Raw genomic sequence first — 22,011 nt, forward strand, 5'->3', positions numbered from 1 at the left:
ATGGGAGGCCGGCGCCGCTCGATACACGAGCGGTTGCCTTGGTCCTACTTCATCGCACCCGGTGTGGTCGCTCTCAAGTATGAGGGCTTCATGCGGACACTGTCATTCCGGGGTCCGGATGTGGCCTGCCTGGATGAGACGTCGCTGATCGCGCAGACCGTCCGGCTGAATGACGCGTTACGTCGCCTTCGTGGTGAGTATAGCCTCCACATCGAGGCGCAGCGGGTCCATGCCACCGATTATCCGGGCGACGATCTCACCGACGACGAACGCCGCGCTCTGTGGCCAGATCCTGTTTCCTGGATGTTCGATGAAGAGCGCCGGGAGCGGTTCAAGGAGGTCGGGGAGCACTTCGAGAACCGGCAATTCATCAGCTTCGTCTACAAAGTCCCGGCGCCGACCATCCAGCGCGCCGAACGGATGCTGGTCAAGAACGCCCACAAGCAGCCGGGCGTCGATTACCGCGGCATGCTGGGCGACTTCCTCCGGACGACGGAGGATATCAAGGAACTGCTGGCCGACATGGTCCAGGAGTGCGAATGGCTGGACGACGCCGGCATGCTGGAATTCCTTCACAACACGGTGAGTACCCACCGTCACCCCGTCACGCCGAGCAATGGGAAGGCTCGGATCGACCACGACATTGCCGATTGCAGTATCATCGGCGGGAACGATCCGATGATCGGGGACTGCCATCTCCGAACGGTAACGATCAGCAGCATCCCTGAGACGATGCCGGCGATCCTGGATGCCCTGAACGACGTCGGCTGCGAATATCGCTGGACGGTCCGTTGGATGCCCTACGACCACGGCAAGGGGCTGGAGGTCATCCAGGATCGAGCGTCGGACTGGGGAATGTTCGCGCGGCCGTTCAAGGATGCCATTGCGAAGTTCATGCATCTGGACGGTGCCGGCGATCGGAGCATCACCTCCGATGCCATGACCGACGACGCCGAGGACGCTCTACACGCGGCCAAGGACGAGGCGTTGGCCATGGGCAAACTGACTGCCACCGTCACGGTCTGGGACCCGTCCCTCGCCCAGGTGAACAAGAAGGTCCAAGCCGTCATCGGTGTGATCCAGCGGCGTTCCATGGTCGCCAAGCGGCACAAGCTTGCGGCGTTGGATACGTGGTTGGGGACGTTGCCGGGTCATATCTATGCTGATCTCCGGCAGCCGATCCGGACCAGCGTCAATCTCGCGCACCTGATCCCGTGGGCGGCTGTGTGGGCTGGTCACAAGTGGAATGCCCACCTTGACGCCCCGGCGCTGATGCACGTCAGCGGCGGGAACACGACGCCGTTCCGGCTCAACCTTCACCATGGCGACCTGGGCCATACCCTCGTCCTCGGCCCGCCTGGTGCCGGTAAGTCGACCCTGCTGAACGCGATCCGATCCCAATATCGGCGCTATGCAGGCGCCAAGGTGATCTCGATCGACATCGGCCGGTCCGCGGAGGTCTGCACCAGGCTGATGGGCGGCATCGTCTATCGCGTCGGAGAAGCCGGAGGGATTGGCTTCCAACCGCTTGCCAGGATCGATGACCCGAACTGGCGTGCGTGGGCGCTGGAGTGGGTTCTGAACCGCCTGAAGGAACAGAACGTCACGATCACGGCTGACGTCAAAGCTGCAGTCTCGACCGCTCTGGCTGATGTAGCAAAGAACCCGCTCTATGAGCGCACGCTGACCGACCTGTCGGTGGCCCTGCCGTCCGAACTGAAGCCGGCCATCAACTTTTACTGCGTCGATGGGGATTACGGCACCCTGCTCGACGACAATGCCGAACGGCTCGGAGACTCCGACTGCGTGACATTCGAGATGACGGCACTGCTCGGCAATAAACAGGTTTCCGCAGCCGTCCTGGAGTACTTGTTCTATTACATGGAGCGGGTCGTTTTTCCCGGTCCACGTCCGGTGATCTTGCTGGTCGACGAGGCGTGGCGCTTCTTGGGCGACAGCGCATTCACCAGCCGGCTGAATAGCTGGCTCCGCCTGCTTCGGAAATTGAATGTCGTCGTCGTGTTCGCGACCCAGTTCCTGAAGGATGCGCTGACTGGTCCCCTGTCGGCTGCGCTCAACGAGAGCTGTCCCACCCGCATCCTGCTGGCCAACGAAAAAGCCATGGAGCCCGAAACCCAGGCCAGTTATGCCGCATTGGGGGCCAACGTCGCCGAGTGCGAGCAGATCGCCAACATGGTCCCGAAGCGGGACTACTACTACTCCAGCAGCTCGGGGAAGCGAGTCTTCGAACTTGGTCTGGGTCCCATCGGGCTCCAGCTCTGCGGCTCGTCCTCACCGGATGCCCTCGCTCGCTGTGACCGCCTGGTCGCCGCTCCGTCCAGCATGTCTTTCGCGGAGAGATGGTTCGCCGAGGCGAAGATGCAGTGGGCCGCGGATTTGGTCGCCGACGAAACCGATGCCCCTTCCCTCTTCCTTGCCGCCGAATAGGAGACCCACATGCGTTTCATCGCGTTTCTGCTGGCTGGGACAGTACTGAGCACGCCGGTCCTGGCGGCTACGATCGAGGTCAGGCCAGGGCAGTCAATTCAGGATGCCGTCAATCGTGCCCAAGCCGGCGATGAGGTGGTGGTCGATGACGGGACCTACGGGGCCTTCGAGATCAGGACGAACGGCATCAGCGTGCGCGCTCGCAACAAGGGCGGCGCCCACGTGGTGGCTACCGGCAACAACCAGCCGGCAATCGCGGCCTATTCGCAGAGCGACATCGCGGTTCGCGGTTTTCGGCTGACCAGCCGCAACGGCGACGGCGTGAAGATCGGGGGCGACGCCTCCGCCCCGCTTGCCAAGAACATCGTGTTCGAGGGCAACACCACGGCCTATGCCCGGCTGGACGGCTTCAAGTTCTTTCACGCAGACGGCATCACCATGCGCAACAACGTGGTGGAAATGGCCGGCGGCGGGGGGGCTGCGGGATCGGCAGGAAACCCTAACGGGGACGGCGGGGTCGACTGGGTCAGAGTCAGCAATTCGCTGATGGAAGGCAACACCGTCCAGCGGACAAACGGGTGGGCCTGCGCAATGATCAAGAACGGCAGCAACAACAACCGCGTGGTGAACAACCGCTTCCAGAACTGCGAGGTGAACGGCATCGACATGGCGGCCGGCTCCAGCGGCCGGTCGGCGGCGGCCAACACCACGGGCAAGACGGCGTTCGACAACACTATCGAGGGCAACGTGGTCGAGGGCGGCAAGGGGTGTGCCGTCAAGTTCGGCCAGAAGACCAGCGGCAACCGGCTGACCGACAACGACATAGACGGCCGGCAATGCGACAAGGGCACCGGCAACAGCGGTCTTGCCGCCGGCGCCGACGATGAGGTGGGGGCGGGCGGCGGCGGCGACGGCGACTATGGCGGCGAGGAGGAATACGCTGGAGGCGGTGCCGAGGGCGGTTTCCTGGGAACCGACTACATGGGCGCCGGCGGCGGGTTCAGCGGCGGGTGCGATGCCACCATCGCCAACGGCGCCAGCGCGGGGGCGGCGGCGTTCGGCGTGATCAGTTCCGTTACCGGTCGCGCCACGGCGGGTCTTCAGGTGGCACAGCAGTTCCAGCTTCTGGCGCAGACCCTGTGCGACACCGAGCAGACGGCGCTTCAGGGCGAGCAGTTGAAGGCACAGACGCAGATGCTGCGGGGCATGAACATGACTACCCACGCAGACGTGCTCTCGACCAACCAGCGCCTGCGCTCGATCCTGACCAGCGGCCATCTCACCGGCAACCCCGGCACGATCAACCGCGACTACCAGGAGGTCTATCCCGAGCGGTTCCCCGAGGGCACCACGTATCAGGAGATGGCGGCGGCGAGAGATGCGTGGGACCGCCGCACCCGCGACGCGCTGGACGAGAGCGTGCGCATCGAGAACGCCGTGCTAGTCGACCAGCAGCGCACGCTGCGGCGCTCGGCGGGGCTGGTGCAGGCCGGCCGCGCGTCGGGCGGCATCCGCGGCGAGATCCAGGCCACCAACGGCCTGCTGAACGAGGTAGCGGGATCGCTGGATAACCTGATCACGGCGACCACGGCGCATCACCGGGCACTGAAAGAGGAGAACTACAGGCGCGAGGCGGAGATGGCGGCTGCCAAGCGGGACAGCCAGGACTTCATGGCCGGCTTCGGCGATTGCCCAGAATGCGGACAACGGCCGATCGCCATCTTCGGCAACGGCGGCACCGTGGGACGTCGGGGGATTGCCGCTGATCCTTTCGGAACGGGTGTCCCATGAGGCACGTGCTGCTGATCGCTTGTCTCATGCTGGGGTTCCAAGCCCAAACCCTCGAAATTTTTGAAATCCTCTAAATTCAATGGGTTGGGCTTCCTGGCTTGATTGTCTCGGCTGTTTTTCAGTCGTCCCAGAAGCCGTTGAAGCGATCGGCCGCCAAGTGGGTGTAGACGACGGTGTGCTGGATGTTCCGGTGGCCCAGGTAATGCTGGATGGCGCGGGTGTCCTGGCCGTCGTTGGCCAGCTTGAAGCCGGTCGAGTGCCGCAGCATGTGCGGATGGATCGGCATGCCCAGCCCGGCCGCTTCGCCGGCGCGGGCGACCAGCTTACGGAAGGTGGCCTCGGTCATCGGTGCCTTGCGCTCGGAGACGAAGACGTAGGGCGTGTCCGGATGATTGCGGAACAGCCGGCGCAAGGCTCGGATTTCCGGACCGCGTAGGGGATGGGTGCTTGGCAGCCCGTTCTTACGACGGCGCACATGCAGCAGCCCCAGGCTCAGGTCTACCTGCTCGCGCCGCAGGCCGACCAGTTCCGAGACGCGCAGCCCATGGCGATAGGCGATCAGAATCATCGTCGCATCGCGGTGGCCATGACGTCCGAGCCGTTGGGCGGCTGTGATCAGTCGGTCGATCTCGGTCGGAGTCAAGTGCTCCCGGCTGCGGCGCTCGGCATTGGGTTGTTTCGGCGGCGGTCGCACGGTAAACAGACTTTCCCGAAAACGATCAGTGGCGCGGTGGTTGCCGGCGCCTTCCGGACCAAGCCCTACCTGGGTCCGAAACAGGTTACTTTCCCGAAAAGACACTTTATAGGGAAAGTCCCAGCCCAGTCCATCCGATGGAAACAACCGCGTGCCCGACCGACCGATGCGCGCCGACGGCAGCAAGCGGCTGACCGTCCTTTCCGAGGCCGAGAGGCTCGCTCTGTACGGCCTGCCCGACTTCGACGACTTCCAGCGAGCCGAGTTCTTCGCCCTGAGCGCCGCTGAACGCGCTCTGGTCGACCAGCGCAAGGGGCTGGCGGAACAGGTCTGGTGCCTGCTGCAGATCGGGTATTTCAAGGCCAAGCAGGCCTTCTTCGGCTTCTCCTGGCCCGACGTCCCGTCCAGCGACATCGCCTTCCTGATGGAACGCTACTTTCCGGGAAGCGCGCTGACGCCGCAGCCGATCCGCGCCAACGAGCATTACGCCCAACGCCGGGAAATCGCCGGGTTGTTTGGCTATCGGCTCTGGGCGGACACGGACCGGGCGGCGGTCGTCGGCAGGGCCGGCCTTCTGGCGAAGCGGGACGTGGCCGCGACCTTCATCCTGACGGAACTGCTGGCCTTCCTGGCCACCCGGCGCATCGTGCGCCCAGGTTATACCACGCTGCAGGGCATCATCAGCGAGGTGCTCACGGCGGAACGCCGACGCCTGGAACACCTTGTCGAGGACGGGCTGGACGAGGAGGCGCGCGCCGCCCTGCAGGGCCTCCTCGTGCGCGAGGACACCCTCTCGGAACTGGCGGCGCTCAAGCAGGACGCCAAGCACTTCGGCTACCGCATGATGGCGATGGAGCGCCAAAAGCGCACCACCCTGGCGCCCTTGCACCGGGTCGCGAAGACTCTGTTGCCCAAGCTCGACATCTCGCAGCAGAACGTCGCCTATTACGCGAGCCTCGCCCATTACTACACGGTCTACGACCTGCGCCGGCTGAAGCCCGGCCAGACCCACCTGTACCTGCTGTGCTATGCTTGGCAGCGCTTCCGCCAACTTACCGACAACCTGGTCGAGGCCTTCGGTTTCCACATGGGGCAGATGGAAGGGCAGACCAAGGAGGAATCGGAGGCCGCCTTCGTCCAGGCACAAGCCGGCCGGCAGCAGGAGGGATCCCGGATTGGCCGCGTACTCCTGCTCTATGTCGACGACACGGTCGACGACGCCACGCCGTTCGGGGCCGTCCGCCACCGGGCCTTCACGATCCTGCCGAGAGAAGCGATGCTCGGCGCCGGCCAGAGGCTGTGCGAAAAGCCGGTCAGCCAGCTTGAACTGCGCTGGCAGGCGGTGGACCGCACGGCGGCGCGCTGCAGGAAGCATCTGCGCCCGCTCGCCATGGCGCTCGAGGTCTCGGCCACCACGGCGGACAATCCGTGGCTCGCCGCCTTGCGTTGGATGAAGGGCGTGTTTTCCCGTCAACAGCGCCTCGCCCAAAGGCCCTTCGGCGAGCTCCCGGAAAACACCATCCCCGACCGGCTGCGTCCGCATTTGCTCGACGTCGATGACGATGGCAAGGCGACCGGCCTGCGCGGGTACCGTTACGAGTTCTGGATCTACCGGCAGCTCCGCAAGCGCCTCGCCACCGGCGAACTCCACCTGGACGACAGCGTCCGGCATCGCCGCTTCGGTGACGAGCTGGTCGCGTCGGACCGGGCGGCGGAGGCGCTCCGGGATCTCGACAGTCCCTGGTTGCGCCAACCCGTGGACGCGACGCTCGACGGCTTGTGCGCCGACCTGCATCGACTTTGGTTGATCTTCGACCGCGACCTGCGCCAAGGCAAGCTCAAGCACCTCGAGTACGACCCCGGGCGCAAGACCCTGTCGTGGCGCACTCCCAAGGTCGACAAGGAGGAAGCGCTGCAGGCCGCCTTCTATGCCCGGCTGCCGGCGCGCGGTATCGCCGATATCTTCCGCTTCGTGGACGAGCGCTGCCGCTTTCTGTCGGCGCTGACCCCACTGCAGCCCCGCTATGCGAAGAGGATTACCGACGACGACAGCCTGACGGCCGTGATCCTTGGTCAGGCCATGAACCACGGCAACCTGGGCATGGCCGAGACCAGCGACATCCCGTACCACGTCCTGGAGGCGACCCATCAGCAGCACCTGCGCCTGTCGACCCTGAAAGCAGCCAATGACCGGGTCAGCAACTTCATCGCCGGCCTCGGCATCTTCCCCTTCTACTCGTTCGATCCGGCAGTCCTGTACGGCAGCGTCGACGGCCAGAAGTTCTCGGTCGCCGTGCCGACAGCCAAAGCGCGGCATTCGCGCAAGTACTTCGGCACCGGCAGGGGCGTCGTCGCCTACACGCTGCTGGCCAACCACGTGCCGCTGGAAACGGAGCTGATCGGCGCTCACGAGCATGAAAGCCACTACGTCTTCGACATCTGCTACCACAACACCTCGGACATCGCACCGACTACCATCACCGGCGACATGCACAGCATCAACCGCGCCAACTTCGCCATCCTCCACTGGTTCGGGCTGAAGCTGGCGCCGCGGTTCACCCGCCGGCAAGCACAGCTCAAGCACCTGTACTGCGGCAACCCGATCGAGGACTACCAGGACTGTCTGGTTCAGCCAGCCGGCCGGATCGACCGCGCGTTGATCGTCGCGGAGAAAGCCAGCATCGACCGGATCGTCGCCACGCTCGGGCTCAAAGAGATGAGCCAGGCCATCCTGGTGCGGAAACTGTGTGCCCTGTCCCCTCACGACCGGACCCGCAAGGCGGTCTTCGAGTACGACAAGCTGATCCGCAGCCTTTACACGCTCGATTACCTCCGCGACCCACAGCTGCAGCGTGACGTCCACCGCTCCCAGAACCGCATTGAGGCCTACCACCAGCTGCGCGCGGTGCTCACCCAGGTCAGCGGCGGCAAGCAACTGATCGGGCGGACCGACCTCGCGATCGCGATCAGCAACCAGTGCGGCCGGCTGGTCGCCAACGTCATCATCGCCTACAACTCGGTCCTGCTCTCGACGCTGCTGGAGCGGTACCGCCGGGAGGACGACCGCAAAGCACTCGCACTGCTGCAGAAAATCTCCCCGGTGGCTTGGCAGCATATCCACTTGCTCGGGCACTACACGTTTCGCGGCGGCAAGCACGCGATCGACCCGGAAGCCCTGCTGGCGAACGTCAGGTTAGGCTAACCCATTGATCGGCAAAGCTTCCAAAAATTTCGAGGGTTTGGGCTTAGAACCCCATGCTGGCCGCGTGCGGTCCGGCAGAGCCTGAGAAAGATCCCCAGGCCAGGGAATTCATGAAGGACTTCGGGAAGTGCCCGGAGTGCGGAAAGCGTCCGATCAAGCTGTTCGAGGGCTACGAGAAATGAACCCTATCGACCCGACTACACTCAGTCCTGAGCTGATCGACCAGTTGGCTAGCCACTTCGTCGAGATCATCAACAGCCTGTTCGGCATCCTGCCGGCAAACTTCGAGATTTTCTACGTTGCCCTGGCTCTCGTGGCGTTCGTCCTGGCTGTCGCGAAGCTGATGTGGCTCCGAAGCCTGCAGCCTGTGGCGGAGTTCTTCAAATTCTACGTCTTCCTCATGGTGCTCTTGGTCGTATCGGAGAACTGGAACAGCGCGGCCGACACCTGGGTGGGCTGGATGTCCCGTCAAGCTTACGAGGCGACGGGTCTGACCGCCTCCTACCTAGCGCCCAGCGTCGTCCTGACCGAGGGGTTCCGCATCGCCGGTAGCCTGTATGAGTCGGGCATCAGCTTCTACAGGATCTTTCTTGGATCGTCGGACGACAGCATTGCCGGGCTCATCATGCTGATCAGCATCGGCGTCTTTCTGTGGGCAATCGTCCAGATGGTCGCCGTGCTCGTCGTCACCATGATTTTTTACAAGATCAGCAGCCTCCTCGCGCTTTGCCTGCTGCCGTTCGTCCTGCTGAGTTCGACCAGGTTCGCGGCGGCACCGGGCGTGGTTCGGGTCATCCAGTACGGCGTCCAGTTCTGGGTGGTCTCGCTCATCATCGGACTGTCGTTCCGGTTCATGTCCGGCATCGAGTTTCCCGAGCGCCCCACGGCCAACGAGGTGCTTCCCTTCGCGATCGGCGTGGGCGTGCTGGCAACCCTCATGCGTCACGGTATGCACCTGGCCCGCGAACACATCGCCGGCACGCCGATGCTTTCGCTGCGCGAGGGTGCGAATACCCTGCAGCAGGCGTCCCACTCGCTCAACAACACCGCCAGGACGCTCATGAATTCGGTGAGGCAGCACAGCCGGGAAGTCGGGTTCGGAGGTGGGGTCGGCGGCGCGACTGCCCGGACGATCTCTTCCATGACCAATCGGTATCGGCTGCAGGCACCCACTCCGTCGACGTCCAAGGCTGTCCAGAACCCCAGCCAACCCCCTCAATGGGCGGCGAAACGCAGCGCTGCTTCTCGGCGTGGACGTGGTAAAATCTAACAGTGAATCAATGAGATAGGGGAAACCAGATGAGACTCTTCCGACGCATGACCAGTAAGGACCGGTGGCTTGATCCGATCGGTACGGAGCCATCCTCCGACTACCGTGCCGCCCGGTGGGCTGCCGAGGGCGAAGGTGCCGGCGCGACGAAGGCGGCCTGGGTGCTGGGCGGCTGCCTGGTCGTGATGACCGGCCTCAACGTCGTCCAGTTCTTCGATAACCGGGCTATCGCGAAGCTCGACAGCCTTCAGTTCGTGGTGGTCGAGCGAACCCGAGACGGTGAGATCCTGTCCGCCTCTGTGGCCAACGGTGAACTCCAGACCGACACCGCCATCGAGCAGCATTTCGTTGCCCAGTGGATCGACTGGGTCCGCGCCGTGCCCCTCGATCCTGTGGCCTATAACCGCGACTTCTACAAGGCGCAGCAGCACATGTGCTCCAGCGTCCAGCAGCGTATCTCGAAGCACCAGGAGAGCGACCCGCCGGCACAGATGATCGACCGTGGCATCACCCGGCGCATCCATGTCACCAACGTCACGCCCCGCGGCGGTGAGTCCAACAGCTACCGTGTCGATTGGACCGAGACCGTTTACCAGAACAGCACAGCCATCGCTCAGGCGCCCGGAACGGCCGATATCGAGCTGCGCTACTACACTCCCGCCAACGGCATCGTTGCCGCACAAAACCCCTACGGCGTCTATGTCTGCGGGTTCGACTGGTCCCCGGCTCCGGGATCGTGATCATTTTTTTTACTCCATGACTGTCATATAATGACAACTAAAGAGAACTCAGGAACTTAGGAGACATGATGCGCGTCAAGATGGCTTTGTTGGGCTCCACCATGCTGGCGCTGAGTGCCTGCGCCATGGGACAGGAGCCCCCTGCCCCGGAGCTGGTCACGGTTGCCGGTCCCACGGTCTACCAGAACATCCCCGTCGCCGTGCCCACGCCGTTCGAGTTGCCGGCTGATTCCAAGGCGTCGACCAAGAAGGCAAACCCGATCCAGGCCACGGTGCGAGCGAACGAGGCTGGCCTCGTGGTGCCTGATCCCAACGACTTCGCGGGGGCTGTCTACCAGCCCCCCTACTACCGGGACTTCTGGTACACGTTCTACGTTGCCGAGGGAGATCAGAGTGACATTGAGTTCGCCGAGGGCGAGGTGCTGAAGTCCATGTCCTGCCCGGATGGCGGCGTGGTCTTCAACCTGACCCCTAGCACCTACGGCCCGGACACGAACCCCACCTATCAGGTGCATGTGAAGGCCCGTCGTGCCGGCGCGAGAATGCAATGTACTTTCAGCACCGATCGCGGCCCGTATCGGGTCCGCATCATCGCCAACAAGAACACTAAGCACGTCGCGCTGAGGTGGATGCATCCCGGCCCGACCGTTACCCAGGTCGCACCCGTGGGACAGCGCAAGGTGTCGACCGACTTCGCCGTCTGCGGCGCCGGCTCCGATGACCGTTACCGGCTTTCCGGAGATCTCGCCGAATGGGGTCTGCGGCAGGGCGACGTCAGTACCGATGGCAAGCGAACCTGCATCAAGTTCCCGCCGACGATCGGCGCCAACGGAGGGCCTGTGGTCTTCATTCTCGATGACGACGGCAATCGCCGGCAGGGCAACCCCACCGTCATCGGCTCCTACTACGTCATGGACGGCGTGCAGAAGAAGATGGAACTGCGGATCGGCGGCAAGTCCGTCCTCGTCGAGCGGGAGGGCTGACACATGGCTATCGCACCTCCGGAATGGATCGATGATCCGCGCCCCGGCATCTCCAAGTACCGGTTCTGGCCTCTTGCGGTCCTGGCCATGGGCGTCGCCGTTGCGGTGTTCCTGCTGATCCTGTGGCTGACGTCCGGGCCATCGGAGCCTGCCAGCAGCGCGCGGGATGATGGCGCTCAGATGCTTGCGGCCGCTCGCCCCCTGCCCGGCCTGCCGACCGACTACACCCAGATCAAGCGCCCGCCTCCTCCTGCTCCGCTGCCTCAACAGGTCGAAGCGCCCCCTCCTCCCCAACCGGCACCGACACCAGCCCCGCGTCCTCAACCGGTGATCGTCCAAGGAGGGACACCGAAGAAGTCGTGGCGTGAGGAAGCACGTGAAGCCTCTCCGACCATGATCACCGTCAGCAACCCGGCACAGAGAGGGCAGCAGGCACAACAGTCTCAAGGGAGCCCGGCTGGTGATGGCCGCGGCGACATTTACAGCTCGGCCCGCCTCACCGCTCCGTTTCCCGACCAAGTTAACGCCGGCACACCGCTCCGCGCCCACACCGAACAGCCGATCACGACCGATGCACCCGGCTACGTGACCGCGCTCGTCCTGAACGACGTTTACACGGCCGACAAGCGGTGCGTTGCCATTCCCCACGGCTCCAGGCTCTTCGGAGAGACGATCGGCGAGGTGAAGGAAGGCCAAGTGCGCGTGACCACCGTCTGGACAGCGTTAACACGCCCCCAGCCCAGGAACGACACCATCACCCTGACCCGCGTCGTCGGCGCCGAGTCCGATGGCACCCCCGGAATACGGGGCACAGTTAACAATCATTGGTGGAGAAAGTTCGGCTTCATCGTCGCGTCATCGGCCATCGACCTGGGGACGGCAGCGCTCTCCGGGCGAGGCAGCAACGGCACGGCGATCGTTATTGGCGGAACTGTGGCAGAAAATGCGAGGTCCCCACTAGACGATTTTGTGAAAAAACAGCTAGATATAGCCCCTACGATCGAAGTGTCGCCGCGGGAAATATCCGTGATGTTGTCTCAGCATCTTCCCCTGTCGTGCTTCGGAGAATGACATGGGAAGGTCTAGCTTTATGCCGCAGCGCGATGATCGGGTCAGCCGACGTTTTGGAAAACTCCCGGATCGACTTTGGGAGACCCTCGGCAGGAATCCCGGACGTGCTTGCGAGGAAGTGCTCACCAAGTTCTTCGAGGCACGGAAGCGGGGGGAAACGTTCCCTCCCTTCCCTGCATCACCGGATAGCGGGAAACCCAGGACCGTCTGGCTGGAGCCGGAAATTAGCAAGGAACTCGATGCGGTCGCCGACGCGACCAGGTCGAACTTCACATCCGTGTTGCTGGCTGCTTTTCGTTACCAGCTCGGCGATGAAGCCATTCAGCCAGATCCGGACGACCAGAGCGGTCCGCCACGCCGTCAGGGACCGCGCAGGAAGACCATCCGCACAGCCCCTGAGTCCTACGCATTCGTTTAACCGATGGCCGGGTATCAGCGCCCGGCCTGCTGCTCCAGCCGGGAGATCCAGTCGTCCAGCAGCGTGCCCAGGCCGAATGCAAGGGCAGCCAGCCCGCCGTAGAAGCCCACGGAAGCGACCAGGTCGGAGACCATGCCCATGGCGTGCGCGATCGGCGAAAGGGCAATGGCGGTGATGGCGATGAGAGCGACAAACTGCATCTGAACCTCCTTCGCCTATTTTACCGCACCGACGAGTCAGCACCTAATATGAAAGCCCCGCTCGCCAGGGAAAACGAGCGGGGCTCTGCATGGCTGGACTGAACGATGGTCAAGTGCCTTGCGAGGGCACAGTCATAGTATCAGCATGACCAGCATACCGCTTGGTCTTATGCGGCCATACTCGAAGGGTGATGAGAAAACCCCGCTCGCGGAGGGTATGCGAGCGGGGGAGGCGATCAATGTCCAGTTCCTACCCGCTCCCCCTGGAGAGATGAGCGGGCTCTTGCCATTCATGCACACGCGACTGTGCATCCGAAAAATGCCTATTCAGCAACATAGCTGCGGGTCTCGGGCGATATATACCGTTCGAGTAAAAATCTATCGCGCGCAACCGCTGATGAGTCCATATTCAACACACCGATTTTGCTATTCGAAGGCGTTTTTACGAATAACCCCATGGATGACGTATCCGATCAACCATCAAGGCGCATCTGCGGCGCTCGCAACCGCCAGGGACACCCCTGCGGAAAATCCCCCATGAAGGGGCGGACCCGCTGCGCTGCGCATGGGGGAAAGACGCCCAAGGGGAGACACAGCGGCAACTTGCGGCATGGCCTTTACAGCAACGCTCTGACTGAGACCGAGGCCGCTGCCTGGGACACGGTCCCGCTGGGCGACGTCGATGCGGAAATCAGAATGTGCAAGGTGTGGCTGGCGCGGGCATTCGAACTAGACAACGCCATCAGCAACGCGCCGGCATCATTGACCAACAAGGCCGGGATGGTGCTCAGCGAGATACGGCAGTCATCGCAGGGAGAAGCCAAGGCAACCGACGTGATCACACGCCGGCCGGATACCGCGCTGAGGATCAACATGCTGTTGGGGAGGATCGCCAGCCTGGAGAAGGTCCGCGCCGAGCTGATCGCCGCCCAGGCCGAGCACGGAGACGGGGACGGCACACCGCTGCCGTGGGTGGACTGATGGAGACCGTGATGATCGACGCCGCCCAGGTCGAGCGCCTCGCCGCCCGCGGGCTGCCGGCGGATGCCGTTGCCGACTTCCTCGGCGTGCCCCGCGATACGCTCAGCGCCAGCATGAAGGACGATCCCGCCGTCATGGCCGCATGGCGCCGCGGCCGCGCCAGCCTGCAGGCGAAGACCCTGGAATGGCTGGTGATCAGCGCGAAGAAGGGAAGTGTCCAAGCGCAGATCTACCTGGCGGAACAGGTGCTCGGCATGAGCAAGCCCGCCCCCGAGGCCGACCAGGTGCGGTTCGTGGTCGAGATCCCGGCGGAGATGCCAGCGGCCGACTGGCAAGCCGCCTTCAAGCCCGTGATTTGAGAAAACCCCCATGGAGACCCCACCCAAGCGCCTCTGTGGAGCACGAAACCGGCAGGGAGAGCCTTGCCGCAAATTGCCTATGGCCGGAAAGACGAGGTGCATGATGCATGGGGGCAAGACACCCAAGGGAACCCGAGGAAACCGCACCCATGGGCTCTACAGCAGGCACCTGACCGCCGACGAACAAGCCCAGTGGGACGACATCAGCCTTGGCGCCGTCGATGATGAACTGCGGCTGCTGCGGGTCTACCTGGCCCGGTGCGTGGCGCTGGATGCCGGCACCGCCGACCTGGAGCTTGCCGAGGTGCGGAGGACATCCGGAGCGGGCGGGGACACCGAGACGACGATAGCCAAGCGTCCCGACACGTCAGGCCGCATGAACTGGCTGATCGGCCGCATCGCCCTGTTGGAAAGGACGCGGTCAGATATGATCGTCGCCCAGCAGCAAGCCGGCAAAGACCCCTATGAACAGGCGCGAATGATCCGAGAGGCCCTGGACGCCATGGCCAAGATAGAGAACGGCGAAGGCGCCTAATGCACGGTGCTGTGGGCGATCGTCGTTCGCGGTGTCAGGTCCAGTTCGGCATCCAGCGTGCCCTGTGGCGCGGCTTGGAAGGAGAAGCTCTGCAGGGTCGCGCATTCGTCCGCCACGATCACCAGCCTGGCGGCACCGTCTTCTGACAGCAGGTTCCCCAGCAGGCGCGTTATCGGGTAGTCGTAATGAAGTTCGCCCGGACGCCGGAAGGCCATCCATGCTGCCGCGACGCAGATACCCCGCGCATCGTCGGTCGCAGTGGCGAGCAGCAGCCTGAAGGACGCCAGTACCACTCCCTCATGTGAGAACGGACGAAGCCGGTCCTTCCTGCGCCGCGGCTTCGGCCCATGCTCGAAGTCCTCGATGGCGCGCAACAGATCCATCTTCGTCAGCCGTGTCGACCATCGCTCGTAGCCAAGCTGGACCGTCACGTCGATGACCTGGTTCTCGATCCCCTTCGCCTTCATTGGATATCCTCAGTTTGGAGATTGACCGATTGGAAGACCGGGGTACTGCAGCGTAAAGCTCCAATTTTCGAATTCAGCATCCGCCTTGCTGACAATCCAAGCAGCCCCATAGTCCTTCACAGATTTCTTCAGGCCATCATGTGATGCCTTCGATTGAGAAGGATTTGTACGGTAGAGGAACATCCATAAAAGGGCGGTACAAACAACACCGGTATTTCGGGTCTTGGCTGCCTCATAGGCAATGGTTCGAGCAGCTGCATAGCCATCATTAGTGCGACGGTTCTTTGCCAACCTCGCATTTTTGCGGAATTCATGCTCCAGCGCGGCTAACCGCTTCTCAATGTCCTTAACTTCAAACTGAGATGTAAAATACTCATCTCCCATCCGAAGTGAGATCCGGATGTGACCTGGCGGGATCGGTCCAAACTCGTCGGTCATACTGCCTCCTTCGCGGTTTTCGCCGCCCGCTTGCGGCGCATAGCGTCTTGGTGAAGCTCGGACATAGGCGGTGACGGTAGGCACGCCATGACGGCCCTGTCGAGCAGGTAAGCTGCATCCTCGGGCGCTATGTCGTACCAGCCCTCCCGGCGCTTCACCGCCCAGTCCTGGAGGAGCACATGGGCATATTCGAGAGTCGTGGTCGCCGCTTCCGGCCGGACCTTCGCCTGGTGGAAGAGCCTCACATGGTCGGCCCGGTGCCGTTGCCGCGCCTCCAGGTCTGCTTGCGGGTTCTCCGACAGGGTGACGTGAAGGGGGGCATCTAGGCTCCCAATCGCGACGATGTACATCCAGACCTCATGAGAAAGCCCCGCGTCATAAGACACGGGGCGACGTGATCAAGCTTCTTTCGGGTAAATGTAAGCGTTATATCGCCGCTTGTATTCGTTCTCAGATAGAAGCATTCCACTGAATGCGTCCTCTCTAACGAAATGCAGCATGTATTCCAGTTCAAGCTGCAGCTTGAACTTTTGCTCATCGGTCAGTTTGTCAGGGCTTCCCGCGTCAGAAATGATCTTCCTGATCTGGCATGCGGAGGACTCGACGCCATCCCAGCAGTCTGCAAGACCGTCGAATTCGTTCGAAGCGACTGCGTTGGGTTCCGGAAAAGCAACGACTTCAGCCATGACATAGACCCCTTGTTTCTGTGTTTCCGTACTTACAGATTCACGATACATGAAACACGGCTTCACAGCAACACAGAAATGCGATAATCTGCATAATCGCATTCACAGGGGGCGACGTTGCGCATAGCATTCTTGAACCAGAAGGGCGGCGTGGGGAAAACCACCCTCGCGGTCCACACAGCCGCAGGGTTCGCAGGACGGGGGCAGAAGGTGCTCCTGATAGATGCGGACCCTCAACACAGCGCGATCGACTGGACGGCAGCACGCGACGCTTCGGAGCTGCCCAGCCTGTTCACGTCCGTCGCCATGCCGGCAGCGACGATCCACAAGGAGATCGAGCGACTGGCCCAGCAGTTCGACGTGGTCGTGATCGACGGGCCGCCGCGGGTGACCGATCTGGCCCGGTCCGCGATCATGGCATCCGACTTGGTGCTGATCCCTGTCCAGCCGTCGCCCTACGACGTGTGGGCCAGTGCCGAGGTGGTCAGCCTGGTCAAGGAGGCCGCCATCTATAAACCCGCACTGAAATACGCTTTTACGATCAATCGTAAGGTCGTGAATACGTCGATCGGGCGAGACGTGACGGATGCCCTCCGCGAGTTCGAGGATGTCCCGGTACTGCCGGTATCTATCGGGCAGCGCGTGGCCTTCGCTGAGTCCGCTGGGGGTGGCAGAACGGTTATGGAAACAGCCCCCGGCAGTGCAGCGGCGCGGGAGATCGACGCACTGCTCGACGCTATCCAGGAGTTTGGAGCATGAACAAGAAAGTGACCTTCGGCGCCCGTCCCAAGCCGCTCAGCGTGGTCGATCCAGTGGCGGCCGATGCGTTCGTCTCCGGTGGTGCCGAGACGCAGCCCGCACCGCCCCCCCAGGCGCAGGAACCGGCCGAGAAGGTGAAGCTAAAGCGTCTCACCATCGACATCGAGCCAGCGCTGCATAAGCGGTTGAAGGCCAGGGCGGCCGAGGAGGACACCTCAATCGCCGATGTCGCCCGACGCCTGCTTCAGGAATGGGCGCATAGGTAATTTCATGGAAGTACGACGATACAGATTATCGCATCATCGTCTTTCTGTGTTTCCTTGTGTAAGGAAGTAAAGAATTAAGATCCCTCGCCGGGAGGGCATCTCCCCGGTGATCTGAAGAAGATCACCAGGGAGAGCCAGGAGGATATTCAGCTTGTGGGCATCAAGCGGCTTCCACCCAGCTTCCTGCGCTTCGCTCCGTGCAGCCGGGTCCCTGAGAAGCCGCTTGATGCCCAACGTTCAGGAGTTGGTCGGCCGCTCGATGGCGGCCTCTCCTAACCAACCGTTACAGCCAGTAGGGTAAGCAGCGCAACGATCACAATAGCAGCGAGCGGCAGTGCAGCTATTGGCAAAGCTTTTATCCAATCCCGCTGCCGACGCATCTGTGACCCCTTCATTCCTGCTGGGCGGTCCGATCAACATCACCCTGCCGATCTCGCTCCGGTTTGGCAAGATCCGCACCGGCAGCCTGGTGCTGAGTGCTGGCATCTACACCGAGAAGCTGAGCACCTGAGCGCTTATCATCGTCTCTCCGGCGAGATCCTCGCACCATGACCTCGCCACCTCTGTGCAGAAGCCCCGCGCCACCAGGTCGGCTTCGATGGGTTCAAGGTATCGGTCGATCACCGCATCAGCCTCGTCCTCGTGCATGCCGACCACTAGAGAAGACAGCTTCTGCCCGTGCTCCTCGATGGGGTACAGGTGCCACGGTGCGGCGGTCTGGTACACCGTCAGCCGATCCAGGATCTCCCCGGCCAGCGAGCGCATGAATGGATGCTCGGCTTCTAGAAGCCAGCGTGCCTGGTCTGGAGAAGCGCCCGCCAGCGCTAAGCGTGCGGCTGCCTCATCGACTGCTGACGGGATCTCCGGACGGAGATGGACGATGCTGGTCAAGGTGTGATGCTCCTATGTGAGGGGTCAACCAACGATGTAGTCGTCGGGTGGGATCGGCGGGATGCCCACCGTGTCCACCTCCAGCATGCCGACCACGGTGCCAGTCGTCTTGTCCGTGAAGGTGAAGAAGGTGTGGCCGTGCTTCTCGACCGAGGTGATGCCCAGTGGATCCGGGCCGGTGTCGTACTCGTCTCGGGAGTTCTTGGCGATGGCGTCCTGGGTGGGGTCGAAATTCCTGATGTAGTCGTATCCAAGGGTCATCCCCGGCCGCCACAGGACCTGCACCAGGTCGCCTCCGGCGCCGCCATCGAACATTTCGTCACCCGATCCGCCTTGGAACAGATCGCTGCCGGACCCGCCCAGCACGGTGGCGTTGAGCGCACCCCCGCGGTAAGCGAGCGGGGCGCTGTCCTGGGTCAACTGGAAGCGCTCGATGCCGCTGAACGATGCCGCCTGCACGAAGTCAGACTCCATCTCATAGTTCGTGTAGGCCAGCACGCCGTTCCCGTGATCATCTATGCGGATTTCCGGCCTTGCCGGGCCGTAATTCTCGGTCTCCCCCACGACGTTGATCAGCAGGGTGTCCGTGCCGGAACCGCCCTGATAGTCGTCAGAAGAGGCAGGCAGCAGTCCCTTGGTGCGGACGGTATGCTCGATGATGTCGTTGCCGTCTCCACCGCGCACCCGGTCATTGCCGGAGCCTCCGGACAAGCGGTCGTTTCCGGCGTCGCCATAGAGCATGTCGTTGCCGGAGCCGCCGGACAGGTAGTCATTGCCCGTTCCGCCGAAGAGAGCGTCGTTCCCACCATTCCCGACCAGGTGGTCGTGGCCATCGCCACCAACCAGCTTGTTGGCCGCGCCATCTCCGGTGATAGTGTCATTGCCACCCTGGCCATACCCGCCGGCTGCGCCGCGGATGTCGATGGTGTCATCCCAGCGGGTGCCCCATGTCGTGGTGCTAGGTCCTTTACCGATGATTCGTGCCATTTACGGATTTCCCGTTTATGTTGATATTTTAACTAATCGGACAACCAACTTATCATCGCTATGGATGAGGCGCAGTCCACTCGAACCGTTGGTATCCTAAAGAGAGGTCATTCCACATGGCGCCAAGTGATTCGGCGGCGTGCGGCATCGATTGTCGCTCGACTAACGCCGAGACGTGATGCGAGATCACCGGATCGCATGGCGCTGGCACGGATCAGCCGAATGTCGGCCTCAGTCAGACGTGCCGCGAAGTTCTTCTCTCCAGGCGCACAGATGATCGGCCTACCTCGCTCCAGCCCGTCCATCATGTTTCCGCGTTGCGTCCTGAGAACCAAGTGGCGAGGATTGGCGCATGCGGGCACGTCGCACCTATGGGTGACCTTCAGTTCACCGGGATGCTGGCCATAGTGAAGTTGATAGGCGACGCGGTGGGCGAGCTGGCGCCGGCTTGGTCCACCGAGGAGCCTGGAAACCAGCCAGCCGGCGACATTGCCGTATCCATCGTTCGTCTTATTGTCGCGCCAAGTCCAACAGGCATCGGTTCCACCTGAACGGTCGAACTGATACCAGAATGCGCACAGGGGCGAGCAGTACCGAGAGTTGTATCGGTTGGTATAGTTAGTTCCGCACTCGCGGCAAATTTTCACCTGAACCATTGGGACTCACTCTATTCCCGTCCCTCGATTGATGAAAAACCGGCGCCGGAATTTCCCCCTCCGGCGCCGGCTGTTCGGTTAGAACTTGAAGCTATCGAATGCTTTTTTCGAGCGGAAGCTTAGGTTGACTACCCGACCGATGACCTTCCAATGCCCAATGTTATATTCTGAGCATTTCGCTTCGAACGGGTAACCGTGAGACTCATAGAGATAGCGTTTGCCTACGACTTCTTCCTTGTCTGCAGTATCAACAGTCATCTGATTATATTTTTTCCCTTTCACAGTGTAGAGAACGAAACTATCTGCCCAAGTGCGCGCAGGATGAAGCATGGCTACTGTCGGTGTCATTATCGGTCTCCGAAATTGCAGTAGGTCGTAGGCACTGTGTCTCCGTATGCGTCGTCTATTACAATCGCAACAATCGAAGCGACTGACAACCAGACAATGCAAAATGTGAAGTAGATGCGCTGCATGGTGAGTCACTCCGCCGCGACAGGTTCGAGGTTCGCTGCGGCGACTGCCCGGCGGAACGGCTGGAGCAGGTGGTGCACGTCGCTTCGCCAGTCCGGCCTGTCGTCATCCAGCGACAGTCCCAGGCGGGTCAGCAGGCTGACGTAGGTCCGCCAGTCGCGCGTACCGACGCAGGGTTGGCCGAGCGGATTATGCGCGGCAATCACGCCTGCAGCGATGATCTGGTCATCCGTGGCGAGGTGAAGCTCTAGGTCATTTGCCAAGGCCGCGGTCTCGCTGATCGACAGCGGAAACACCGAGGCGGAAGCCGGCGAGCGGGGATGGTAGGTGGCGCCGATCTCGGACATCGCCATGGAGGCGAACCGGGAGAAGTGGAACCCCGTCACTGTGGTCGCCTTGTGCTCGATGCGCCGGGCCGTAGATCCGGCTGCCGGATCAGTGACCAGCCACCCCAGCAGGGCGGCACGGACGCAGTCCACGAGAACATCGCGCTGAGCAGTGGTCAAATTGATTGCCATGATCCTAGCCCCCTTTAAAACGCCGCAGCGGAGATGCTGAACTCATTCGGGCTCGTCCACGCCTCGCGGGACTTGCAGGTCGAGCAGATCCTGTTTCCGGCACCGAAGCTCGGGAACATGGAAGAGCAGGACAGGCACCTCCTGGTCTTGCTGGCGAGCTGGGCGCGGTGCGCTTGGGGATCGGTCACGATCAAGCCGAAGTCGAGTTGTACGGCCATCGCTCAGACCTCCCGCGAGGAAAGGAGGACCGGTCGAGCGTGCCGCGGCTGGAATGCCTGCGCGGGCAGGGGAGCAGGGCGGATGTCGTGGACACCGGCAGCCTTCAGAGCAGCGGCGACGACTGCCCAACGATCGGTGGCGTCGAGACCGCCGGGGAGGTAAATTATGGTGTTCTGCTTGGTTCGCATTGGGTGGAACTCCGTCGTTCTGGCGGAGCCGGGGGGTCTGACCACCTCCCGGCGCGCCGGGGTGGTGTTAGGCTGCAGCTGCAGTGTTGACCTTGGCGAAGTGCTTAATCAGCGCCTCCGGCCAGCCTGAGCTTTTCGTATAGTCGATATCGAGCGCGGCCATCTCATCGACCGCCGCCCATTCGAGATCCGTTGAGACGTCGATGGCGTCGTCCTCGCTGATAACCAGCTCGCGAGCCAGTTCCAACTGCATGCCCTTGCAATGCATGGTGCTGACCAGCTCCAAGCGATTGCCATCCTGGACGAGGGTCAGGTCGATATGGGTGCGGTGATCTCCGAGACTGGCGATGAAGGTGGACATTCTGACCTCCGAGTCTGGCGCTTGTTAGCGCGTCTTCGATGAGGTACTGTATATCATCGCTGATGCATCATGGTCAATAGATTATGCATCACAAAAGATGGTTAGTACATTATAGGAGATATAATGAGCATCACGCTGACGCCGGAGCAGATCAGAGCTGGACGAGCCATCCTCCGCATGACTGCGAAGGAGCTGGGGGAGAAGGCGGGGATCAGCCTGCCGACCGTGCAGCGGCTCGAAACACGGAAAGGATCGCTGGGAACCGCGGAACATGGCACGATTGAAAAACTGGTTTCGGCGTTCAGGGAAAGCGGCATCGATTTCCCTGACCAGTTTTCGGTGTCTTATCGCCGGATGGTGGAACAAGCTAGGGCATGACCATCACGCCGGCCACGCCCATTCCTGACGCTGA

The 22,011-nt window shown here is 62.3% G+C and carries 29 protein-coding genes; 16 read left to right on the forward strand and 13 right to left on the reverse strand.

The window, feature by feature from the left end; translation table 11 throughout:
• The first annotated feature begins 90 nt into the window (after window positions 1-90).
• The gene (locus tag IGS68_RS35035; protein ID WP_201083986.1) at window positions 91-2,448 is read left to right on the forward strand and encodes a VirB4 family type IV secretion/conjugal transfer ATPase; all 2,358 of its coding nucleotides are present in this window, start codon (window positions 91-93) and stop codon (window positions 2,446-2,448) included.
• 9 nt (window positions 2,449-2,457) lie between these two features.
• Window positions 2,458-4,239 carry a right-handed parallel beta-helix repeat-containing protein gene (locus IGS68_RS35040; protein ID WP_201083988.1) on the forward strand — a complete coding sequence of 594 codons (1,782 nt, stop codon included), beginning with the start codon at window positions 2,458-2,460 and terminating at the stop codon, window positions 4,237-4,239.
• Window positions 4,240-4,357: 118 nt separating this feature from the next.
• Here IGS68_RS35040 and IGS68_RS35045 read toward each other — a convergent pair whose 3' ends face one another.
• A complete protein-coding gene (locus tag IGS68_RS35045; RefSeq protein WP_201082843.1) occupies window positions 4,358-4,933 on the reverse strand; it encodes a tyrosine-type recombinase/integrase in 576 nt (191 codons plus the stop codon).
• Window positions 4,934-5,099: 166 nt separating this feature from the next.
• On the opposite strand from IGS68_RS35045, the gene IGS68_RS35050 reads away from it, so the two are divergent.
• The 6 genes from IGS68_RS35050 (at window position 5,100) to IGS68_RS35075 (ending at window position 12,617) form a co-directional block, all read left to right on the forward strand.
• The gene (locus IGS68_RS35050; protein WP_201082842.1) at window positions 5,100-8,135 is read left to right on the forward strand and encodes a Tn3 family transposase; all 3,036 of its coding nucleotides are present in this window, start codon (window positions 5,100-5,102) and stop codon (window positions 8,133-8,135) included.
• 178 nt (window positions 8,136-8,313) lie between these two features.
• Window positions 8,314-9,405 carry a type IV secretion system protein gene (locus tag IGS68_RS35055; RefSeq protein ID WP_201083921.1) on the forward strand — a complete coding sequence of 364 codons (1,092 nt, stop codon included), beginning with the start codon at window positions 8,314-8,316 and terminating at the stop codon, window positions 9,403-9,405.
• A 47-nt stretch (window positions 9,406-9,452) separates the two neighbouring features.
• Window positions 9,453-10,145, forward strand: coding sequence for a VirB8 family type IV secretion system protein (locus tag IGS68_RS35060; protein ID WP_201083923.1), 693 nt, complete (start codon window positions 9,453-9,455; stop codon window positions 10,143-10,145).
• Window positions 10,146-10,210: 65 nt separating this feature from the next.
• A complete protein-coding gene (locus IGS68_RS35065; protein ID WP_201083925.1) occupies window positions 10,211-11,128 on the forward strand; it encodes a TrbG/VirB9 family P-type conjugative transfer protein in 918 nt (305 codons plus the stop codon).
• A gap of 3 nt (window positions 11,129-11,131) precedes the next feature.
• A complete protein-coding gene (locus tag IGS68_RS35070; RefSeq protein WP_201083926.1) occupies window positions 11,132-12,199 on the forward strand; it encodes a TraB/TrbI/VirB10 family type IV secretion system protein in 1,068 nt (355 codons plus the stop codon).
• 19 nt (window positions 12,200-12,218) lie between these two features.
• Entirely contained in the window at window positions 12,219-12,617 is a 399-nt protein-coding gene (locus tag IGS68_RS35075; RefSeq protein WP_201083928.1) for a hypothetical protein, read from the forward strand.
• Between the two features lie 14 nt (window positions 12,618-12,631).
• Here IGS68_RS35075 and IGS68_RS35080 read toward each other — a convergent pair whose 3' ends face one another.
• Complete coding sequence (locus IGS68_RS35080) at window positions 12,632-12,817, reverse strand: hypothetical protein (RefSeq protein ID WP_201083930.1); 186 nt, start codon at window positions 12,815-12,817, stop codon at window positions 12,632-12,634.
• 456 nt (window positions 12,818-13,273) lie between these two features.
• Between IGS68_RS35080 and IGS68_RS35085 the strand changes: the two genes are divergently transcribed.
• Genes IGS68_RS35085 through IGS68_RS35095 form a run of 3 tightly spaced genes read left to right on the forward strand, consistent with a single transcriptional unit; the run spans window position 13,274 to window position 14,692 of the window.
• Window positions 13,274-13,798 (forward strand): HGGxSTG domain-containing protein, encoded by a 525-nt coding sequence (locus tag IGS68_RS35085; protein WP_305800097.1) that lies wholly within the window; start codon window positions 13,274-13,276, stop codon window positions 13,796-13,798.
• Window positions 13,798-14,157 (forward strand): hypothetical protein, encoded by a 360-nt coding sequence (locus tag IGS68_RS35090; RefSeq protein ID WP_206379367.1) that lies wholly within the window; start codon window positions 13,798-13,800, stop codon window positions 14,155-14,157. Before IGS68_RS35085 ends, IGS68_RS35090 begins: the two co-directional genes overlap by 1 nt.
• 10 nt (window positions 14,158-14,167) lie before the next feature.
• A complete protein-coding gene (locus tag IGS68_RS35095; RefSeq protein ID WP_305800098.1) occupies window positions 14,168-14,692 on the forward strand; it encodes an HGGxSTG domain-containing protein in 525 nt (174 codons plus the stop codon).
• On the opposite strand, the gene IGS68_RS35100 is transcribed toward IGS68_RS35095, so the two are convergent.
• Genes IGS68_RS35100 through IGS68_RS35115 form a run of 4 tightly spaced genes read right to left on the reverse strand, consistent with a single transcriptional unit; the run spans window position 14,689 to window position 16,283 of the window.
• The gene (locus IGS68_RS35100; protein WP_201083936.1) at window positions 14,689-15,159 is read right to left on the reverse strand and encodes a hypothetical protein; all 471 of its coding nucleotides are present in this window, start codon (window positions 15,157-15,159) and stop codon (window positions 14,689-14,691) included. The two genes, IGS68_RS35095 and IGS68_RS35100, sit on opposite strands and share 4 nt — an antisense overlap.
• Before the next feature lie 9 nt (window positions 15,160-15,168).
• The gene (locus IGS68_RS35105) at window positions 15,169-15,597 is read right to left on the reverse strand and encodes a hypothetical protein (protein ID WP_201083937.1); all 429 of its coding nucleotides are present in this window, start codon (window positions 15,595-15,597) and stop codon (window positions 15,169-15,171) included.
• Window positions 15,594-15,947 (reverse strand): hypothetical protein, encoded by a 354-nt coding sequence (locus IGS68_RS35110; protein ID WP_201083938.1) that lies wholly within the window; start codon window positions 15,945-15,947, stop codon window positions 15,594-15,596. Before IGS68_RS35110 ends, IGS68_RS35105 begins: the two co-directional genes overlap by 4 nt.
• A 48-nt stretch (window positions 15,948-15,995) precedes the next feature.
• Window positions 15,996-16,283, reverse strand: coding sequence for a hypothetical protein (locus IGS68_RS35115; protein WP_201083939.1), 288 nt, complete (start codon window positions 16,281-16,283; stop codon window positions 15,996-15,998).
• A 117-nt stretch (window positions 16,284-16,400) separates the two neighbouring features.
• On the opposite strand from IGS68_RS35115, the gene parA reads away from it, so the two are divergent.
• From parA to IGS68_RS36110, 3 genes are all read left to right on the forward strand, one after another.
• Window positions 16,401-17,042 (forward strand): ParA family partition ATPase, encoded by a 642-nt coding sequence (parA, locus tag IGS68_RS35120; RefSeq protein ID WP_201083940.1) that lies wholly within the window; start codon window positions 16,401-16,403, stop codon window positions 17,040-17,042.
• Complete coding sequence (locus tag IGS68_RS35125) at window positions 17,039-17,308, forward strand: plasmid partition protein ParG (protein ID WP_201083941.1); 270 nt, start codon at window positions 17,039-17,041, stop codon at window positions 17,306-17,308. Before parA ends, IGS68_RS35125 begins: the two co-directional genes overlap by 4 nt.
• Window positions 17,309-17,690: 382 nt before the next feature.
• Entirely contained in the window at window positions 17,691-17,819 is a 129-nt protein-coding gene (locus IGS68_RS36110) for a hypothetical protein (RefSeq protein ID WP_256445809.1), read from the forward strand.
• Here the strand turns inward: IGS68_RS36110 and IGS68_RS35130 are convergent.
• The 3 genes from IGS68_RS35130 to IGS68_RS36420 all read right to left on the reverse strand — a co-directional run bounded on the left by IGS68_RS35130 (window position 17,795) and on the right by IGS68_RS36420 (window position 19,572).
• Complete coding sequence (locus IGS68_RS35130) at window positions 17,795-18,199, reverse strand: hypothetical protein (protein WP_201083942.1); 405 nt, start codon at window positions 18,197-18,199, stop codon at window positions 17,795-17,797. The two genes, IGS68_RS36110 and IGS68_RS35130, sit on opposite strands and share 25 nt — an antisense overlap.
• Window positions 18,200-18,223: 24 nt before the next feature.
• On the reverse strand, window positions 18,224-19,186 hold the full coding sequence (locus tag IGS68_RS35135) for a calcium-binding protein (protein ID WP_201083944.1): 963 nt from the start codon (window positions 19,184-19,186) through the stop codon (window positions 18,224-18,226).
• 107 nt (window positions 19,187-19,293) lie between these two features.
• Window positions 19,294-19,572, reverse strand: a complete 279-nt coding sequence (locus tag IGS68_RS36420) for a hypothetical protein (protein ID WP_371822016.1) — start codon at window positions 19,570-19,572, stop codon at window positions 19,294-19,296.
• Between IGS68_RS36420 and IGS68_RS35865 the strand changes: the two genes are divergently transcribed.
• On the forward strand, window positions 19,558-19,737 hold the full coding sequence (locus IGS68_RS35865; protein ID WP_247881539.1) for a hypothetical protein: 180 nt from the start codon (window positions 19,558-19,560) through the stop codon (window positions 19,735-19,737). The genes IGS68_RS36420 and IGS68_RS35865 overlap by 15 nt on opposite strands.
• Before the next feature lie 183 nt (window positions 19,738-19,920).
• On the opposite strand, the gene IGS68_RS35145 is transcribed toward IGS68_RS35865, so the two are convergent.
• From IGS68_RS35145 to IGS68_RS35160, 4 genes are all read right to left on the reverse strand, one after another.
• Window positions 19,921-20,190: a hypothetical protein gene (locus IGS68_RS35145; RefSeq protein ID WP_201083948.1), complete on the reverse strand. Its 270-nt coding sequence runs from the start codon at window positions 20,188-20,190 to the stop codon at window positions 19,921-19,923.
• 131 nt (window positions 20,191-20,321) lie between these two features.
• Window positions 20,322-20,831 carry a hypothetical protein gene (locus IGS68_RS35150; protein ID WP_201083950.1) on the reverse strand — a complete coding sequence of 170 codons (510 nt, stop codon included), beginning with the start codon at window positions 20,829-20,831 and terminating at the stop codon, window positions 20,322-20,324.
• Between the two features lie 14 nt (window positions 20,832-20,845).
• Window positions 20,846-21,049 carry a hypothetical protein gene (locus tag IGS68_RS35155; RefSeq protein WP_201083952.1) on the reverse strand — a complete coding sequence of 68 codons (204 nt, stop codon included), beginning with the start codon at window positions 21,047-21,049 and terminating at the stop codon, window positions 20,846-20,848.
• 256 nt (window positions 21,050-21,305) lie between these two features.
• Window positions 21,306-21,599, reverse strand: coding sequence for a hypothetical protein (locus IGS68_RS35160; RefSeq protein WP_201083954.1), 294 nt, complete (start codon window positions 21,597-21,599; stop codon window positions 21,306-21,308).
• A 123-nt stretch (window positions 21,600-21,722) separates the two neighbouring features.
• Between IGS68_RS35160 and IGS68_RS35165 the strand changes: the two genes are divergently transcribed.
• Window positions 21,723-21,977, forward strand: coding sequence for a helix-turn-helix domain-containing protein (locus tag IGS68_RS35165; RefSeq protein ID WP_201083955.1), 255 nt, complete (start codon window positions 21,723-21,725; stop codon window positions 21,975-21,977).
• Window positions 21,978-22,011 lie beyond the last annotated feature (34 nt).

The sequence above is a fragment of the Skermanella sp. TT6 genome (assembly GCF_016653635.2).
Taxonomy (GTDB): Bacteria; Pseudomonadota; Alphaproteobacteria; order Azospirillales; family Azospirillaceae; genus Skermanella; species Skermanella cutis.

Bases quoted from the DNA above. Each gene is read 5' to 3' on its own strand.
- IGS68_RS35160 (WP_201083954.1), bottom strand. From the start codon at position 21,599: ATGTCCACCTTCATCGCCAGTCTCGGAGATCACCGCACCCATATCGAC.
- IGS68_RS35095 (WP_305800098.1), top strand. From the start codon at position 14,168: ATGGAGACCCCACCCAAGCGCCTCTGTGGAGCACGAAACCGGCAGGGA.
- IGS68_RS35055 (WP_201083921.1), top strand. From the start codon at position 8,314: ATGAACCCTATCGACCCGACTACACTCAGTCCTGAGCTGATCGACCAG.
- IGS68_RS35070 (WP_201083926.1), top strand. From the start codon at position 11,132: ATGGCTATCGCACCTCCGGAATGGATCGATGATCCGCGCCCCGGCATC.
- IGS68_RS35115 (WP_201083939.1), bottom strand. From the start codon at position 16,283: ATGGCTGAAGTCGTTGCTTTTCCGGAACCCAACGCAGTCGCTTCGAAC.
- IGS68_RS35110 (WP_201083938.1), bottom strand. From the start codon at position 15,947: ATGTACATCGTCGCGATTGGGAGCCTAGATGCCCCCCTTCACGTCACC.
- IGS68_RS35075 (WP_201083928.1), top strand. From the start codon at position 12,219: ATGCCGCAGCGCGATGATCGGGTCAGCCGACGTTTTGGAAAACTCCCG.
- IGS68_RS35080 (WP_201083930.1), bottom strand. From the start codon at position 12,817: ATGCAGTTTGTCGCTCTCATCGCCATCACCGCCATTGCCCTTTCGCCG.
- IGS68_RS35035 (WP_201083986.1), top strand. From the start codon at position 91: ATGCGGACACTGTCATTCCGGGGTCCGGATGTGGCCTGCCTGGATGAG.
- IGS68_RS35065 (WP_201083925.1), top strand. From the start codon at position 10,211: ATGATGCGCGTCAAGATGGCTTTGTTGGGCTCCACCATGCTGGCGCTG.
- IGS68_RS35150 (WP_201083950.1), bottom strand. From the start codon at position 20,831: ATGGCAATCAATTTGACCACTGCTCAGCGCGATGTTCTCGTGGACTGC.
- IGS68_RS35090 (WP_206379367.1), top strand. From the start codon at position 13,798: ATGGAGACCGTGATGATCGACGCCGCCCAGGTCGAGCGCCTCGCCGCC.
- IGS68_RS35105 (WP_201083937.1), bottom strand. From the start codon at position 15,597: ATGACCGACGAGTTTGGACCGATCCCGCCAGGTCACATCCGGATCTCA.
- IGS68_RS35060 (WP_201083923.1), top strand. From the start codon at position 9,453: ATGACCAGTAAGGACCGGTGGCTTGATCCGATCGGTACGGAGCCATCC.
- IGS68_RS35125 (WP_201083941.1), top strand. From the start codon at position 17,039: ATGAACAAGAAAGTGACCTTCGGCGCCCGTCCCAAGCCGCTCAGCGTG.
- IGS68_RS35865 (WP_247881539.1), top strand. From the start codon at position 19,558: ATGGGTGACCTTCAGTTCACCGGGATGCTGGCCATAGTGAAGTTGATA.
- IGS68_RS35100 (WP_201083936.1), bottom strand. From the start codon at position 15,159: ATGAAGGCGAAGGGGATCGAGAACCAGGTCATCGACGTGACGGTCCAG.
- IGS68_RS35040 (WP_201083988.1), top strand. From the start codon at position 2,458: ATGCGTTTCATCGCGTTTCTGCTGGCTGGGACAGTACTGAGCACGCCG.
- IGS68_RS35135 (WP_201083944.1), bottom strand. From the start codon at position 19,186: ATGGCACGAATCATCGGTAAAGGACCTAGCACCACGACATGGGGCACC.
- IGS68_RS35145 (WP_201083948.1), bottom strand. From the start codon at position 20,190: ATGACACCGACAGTAGCCATGCTTCATCCTGCGCGCACTTGGGCAGAT.
- IGS68_RS35085 (WP_305800097.1), top strand. From the start codon at position 13,274: ATGGATGACGTATCCGATCAACCATCAAGGCGCATCTGCGGCGCTCGC.
- IGS68_RS35165 (WP_201083955.1), top strand. From the start codon at position 21,723: ATGAGCATCACGCTGACGCCGGAGCAGATCAGAGCTGGACGAGCCATC.
- IGS68_RS35155 (WP_201083952.1), bottom strand. From the start codon at position 21,049: ATGGCCGTACAACTCGACTTCGGCTTGATCGTGACCGATCCCCAAGCG.
- IGS68_RS35050 (WP_201082842.1), top strand. From the start codon at position 5,100: ATGCGCGCCGACGGCAGCAAGCGGCTGACCGTCCTTTCCGAGGCCGAG.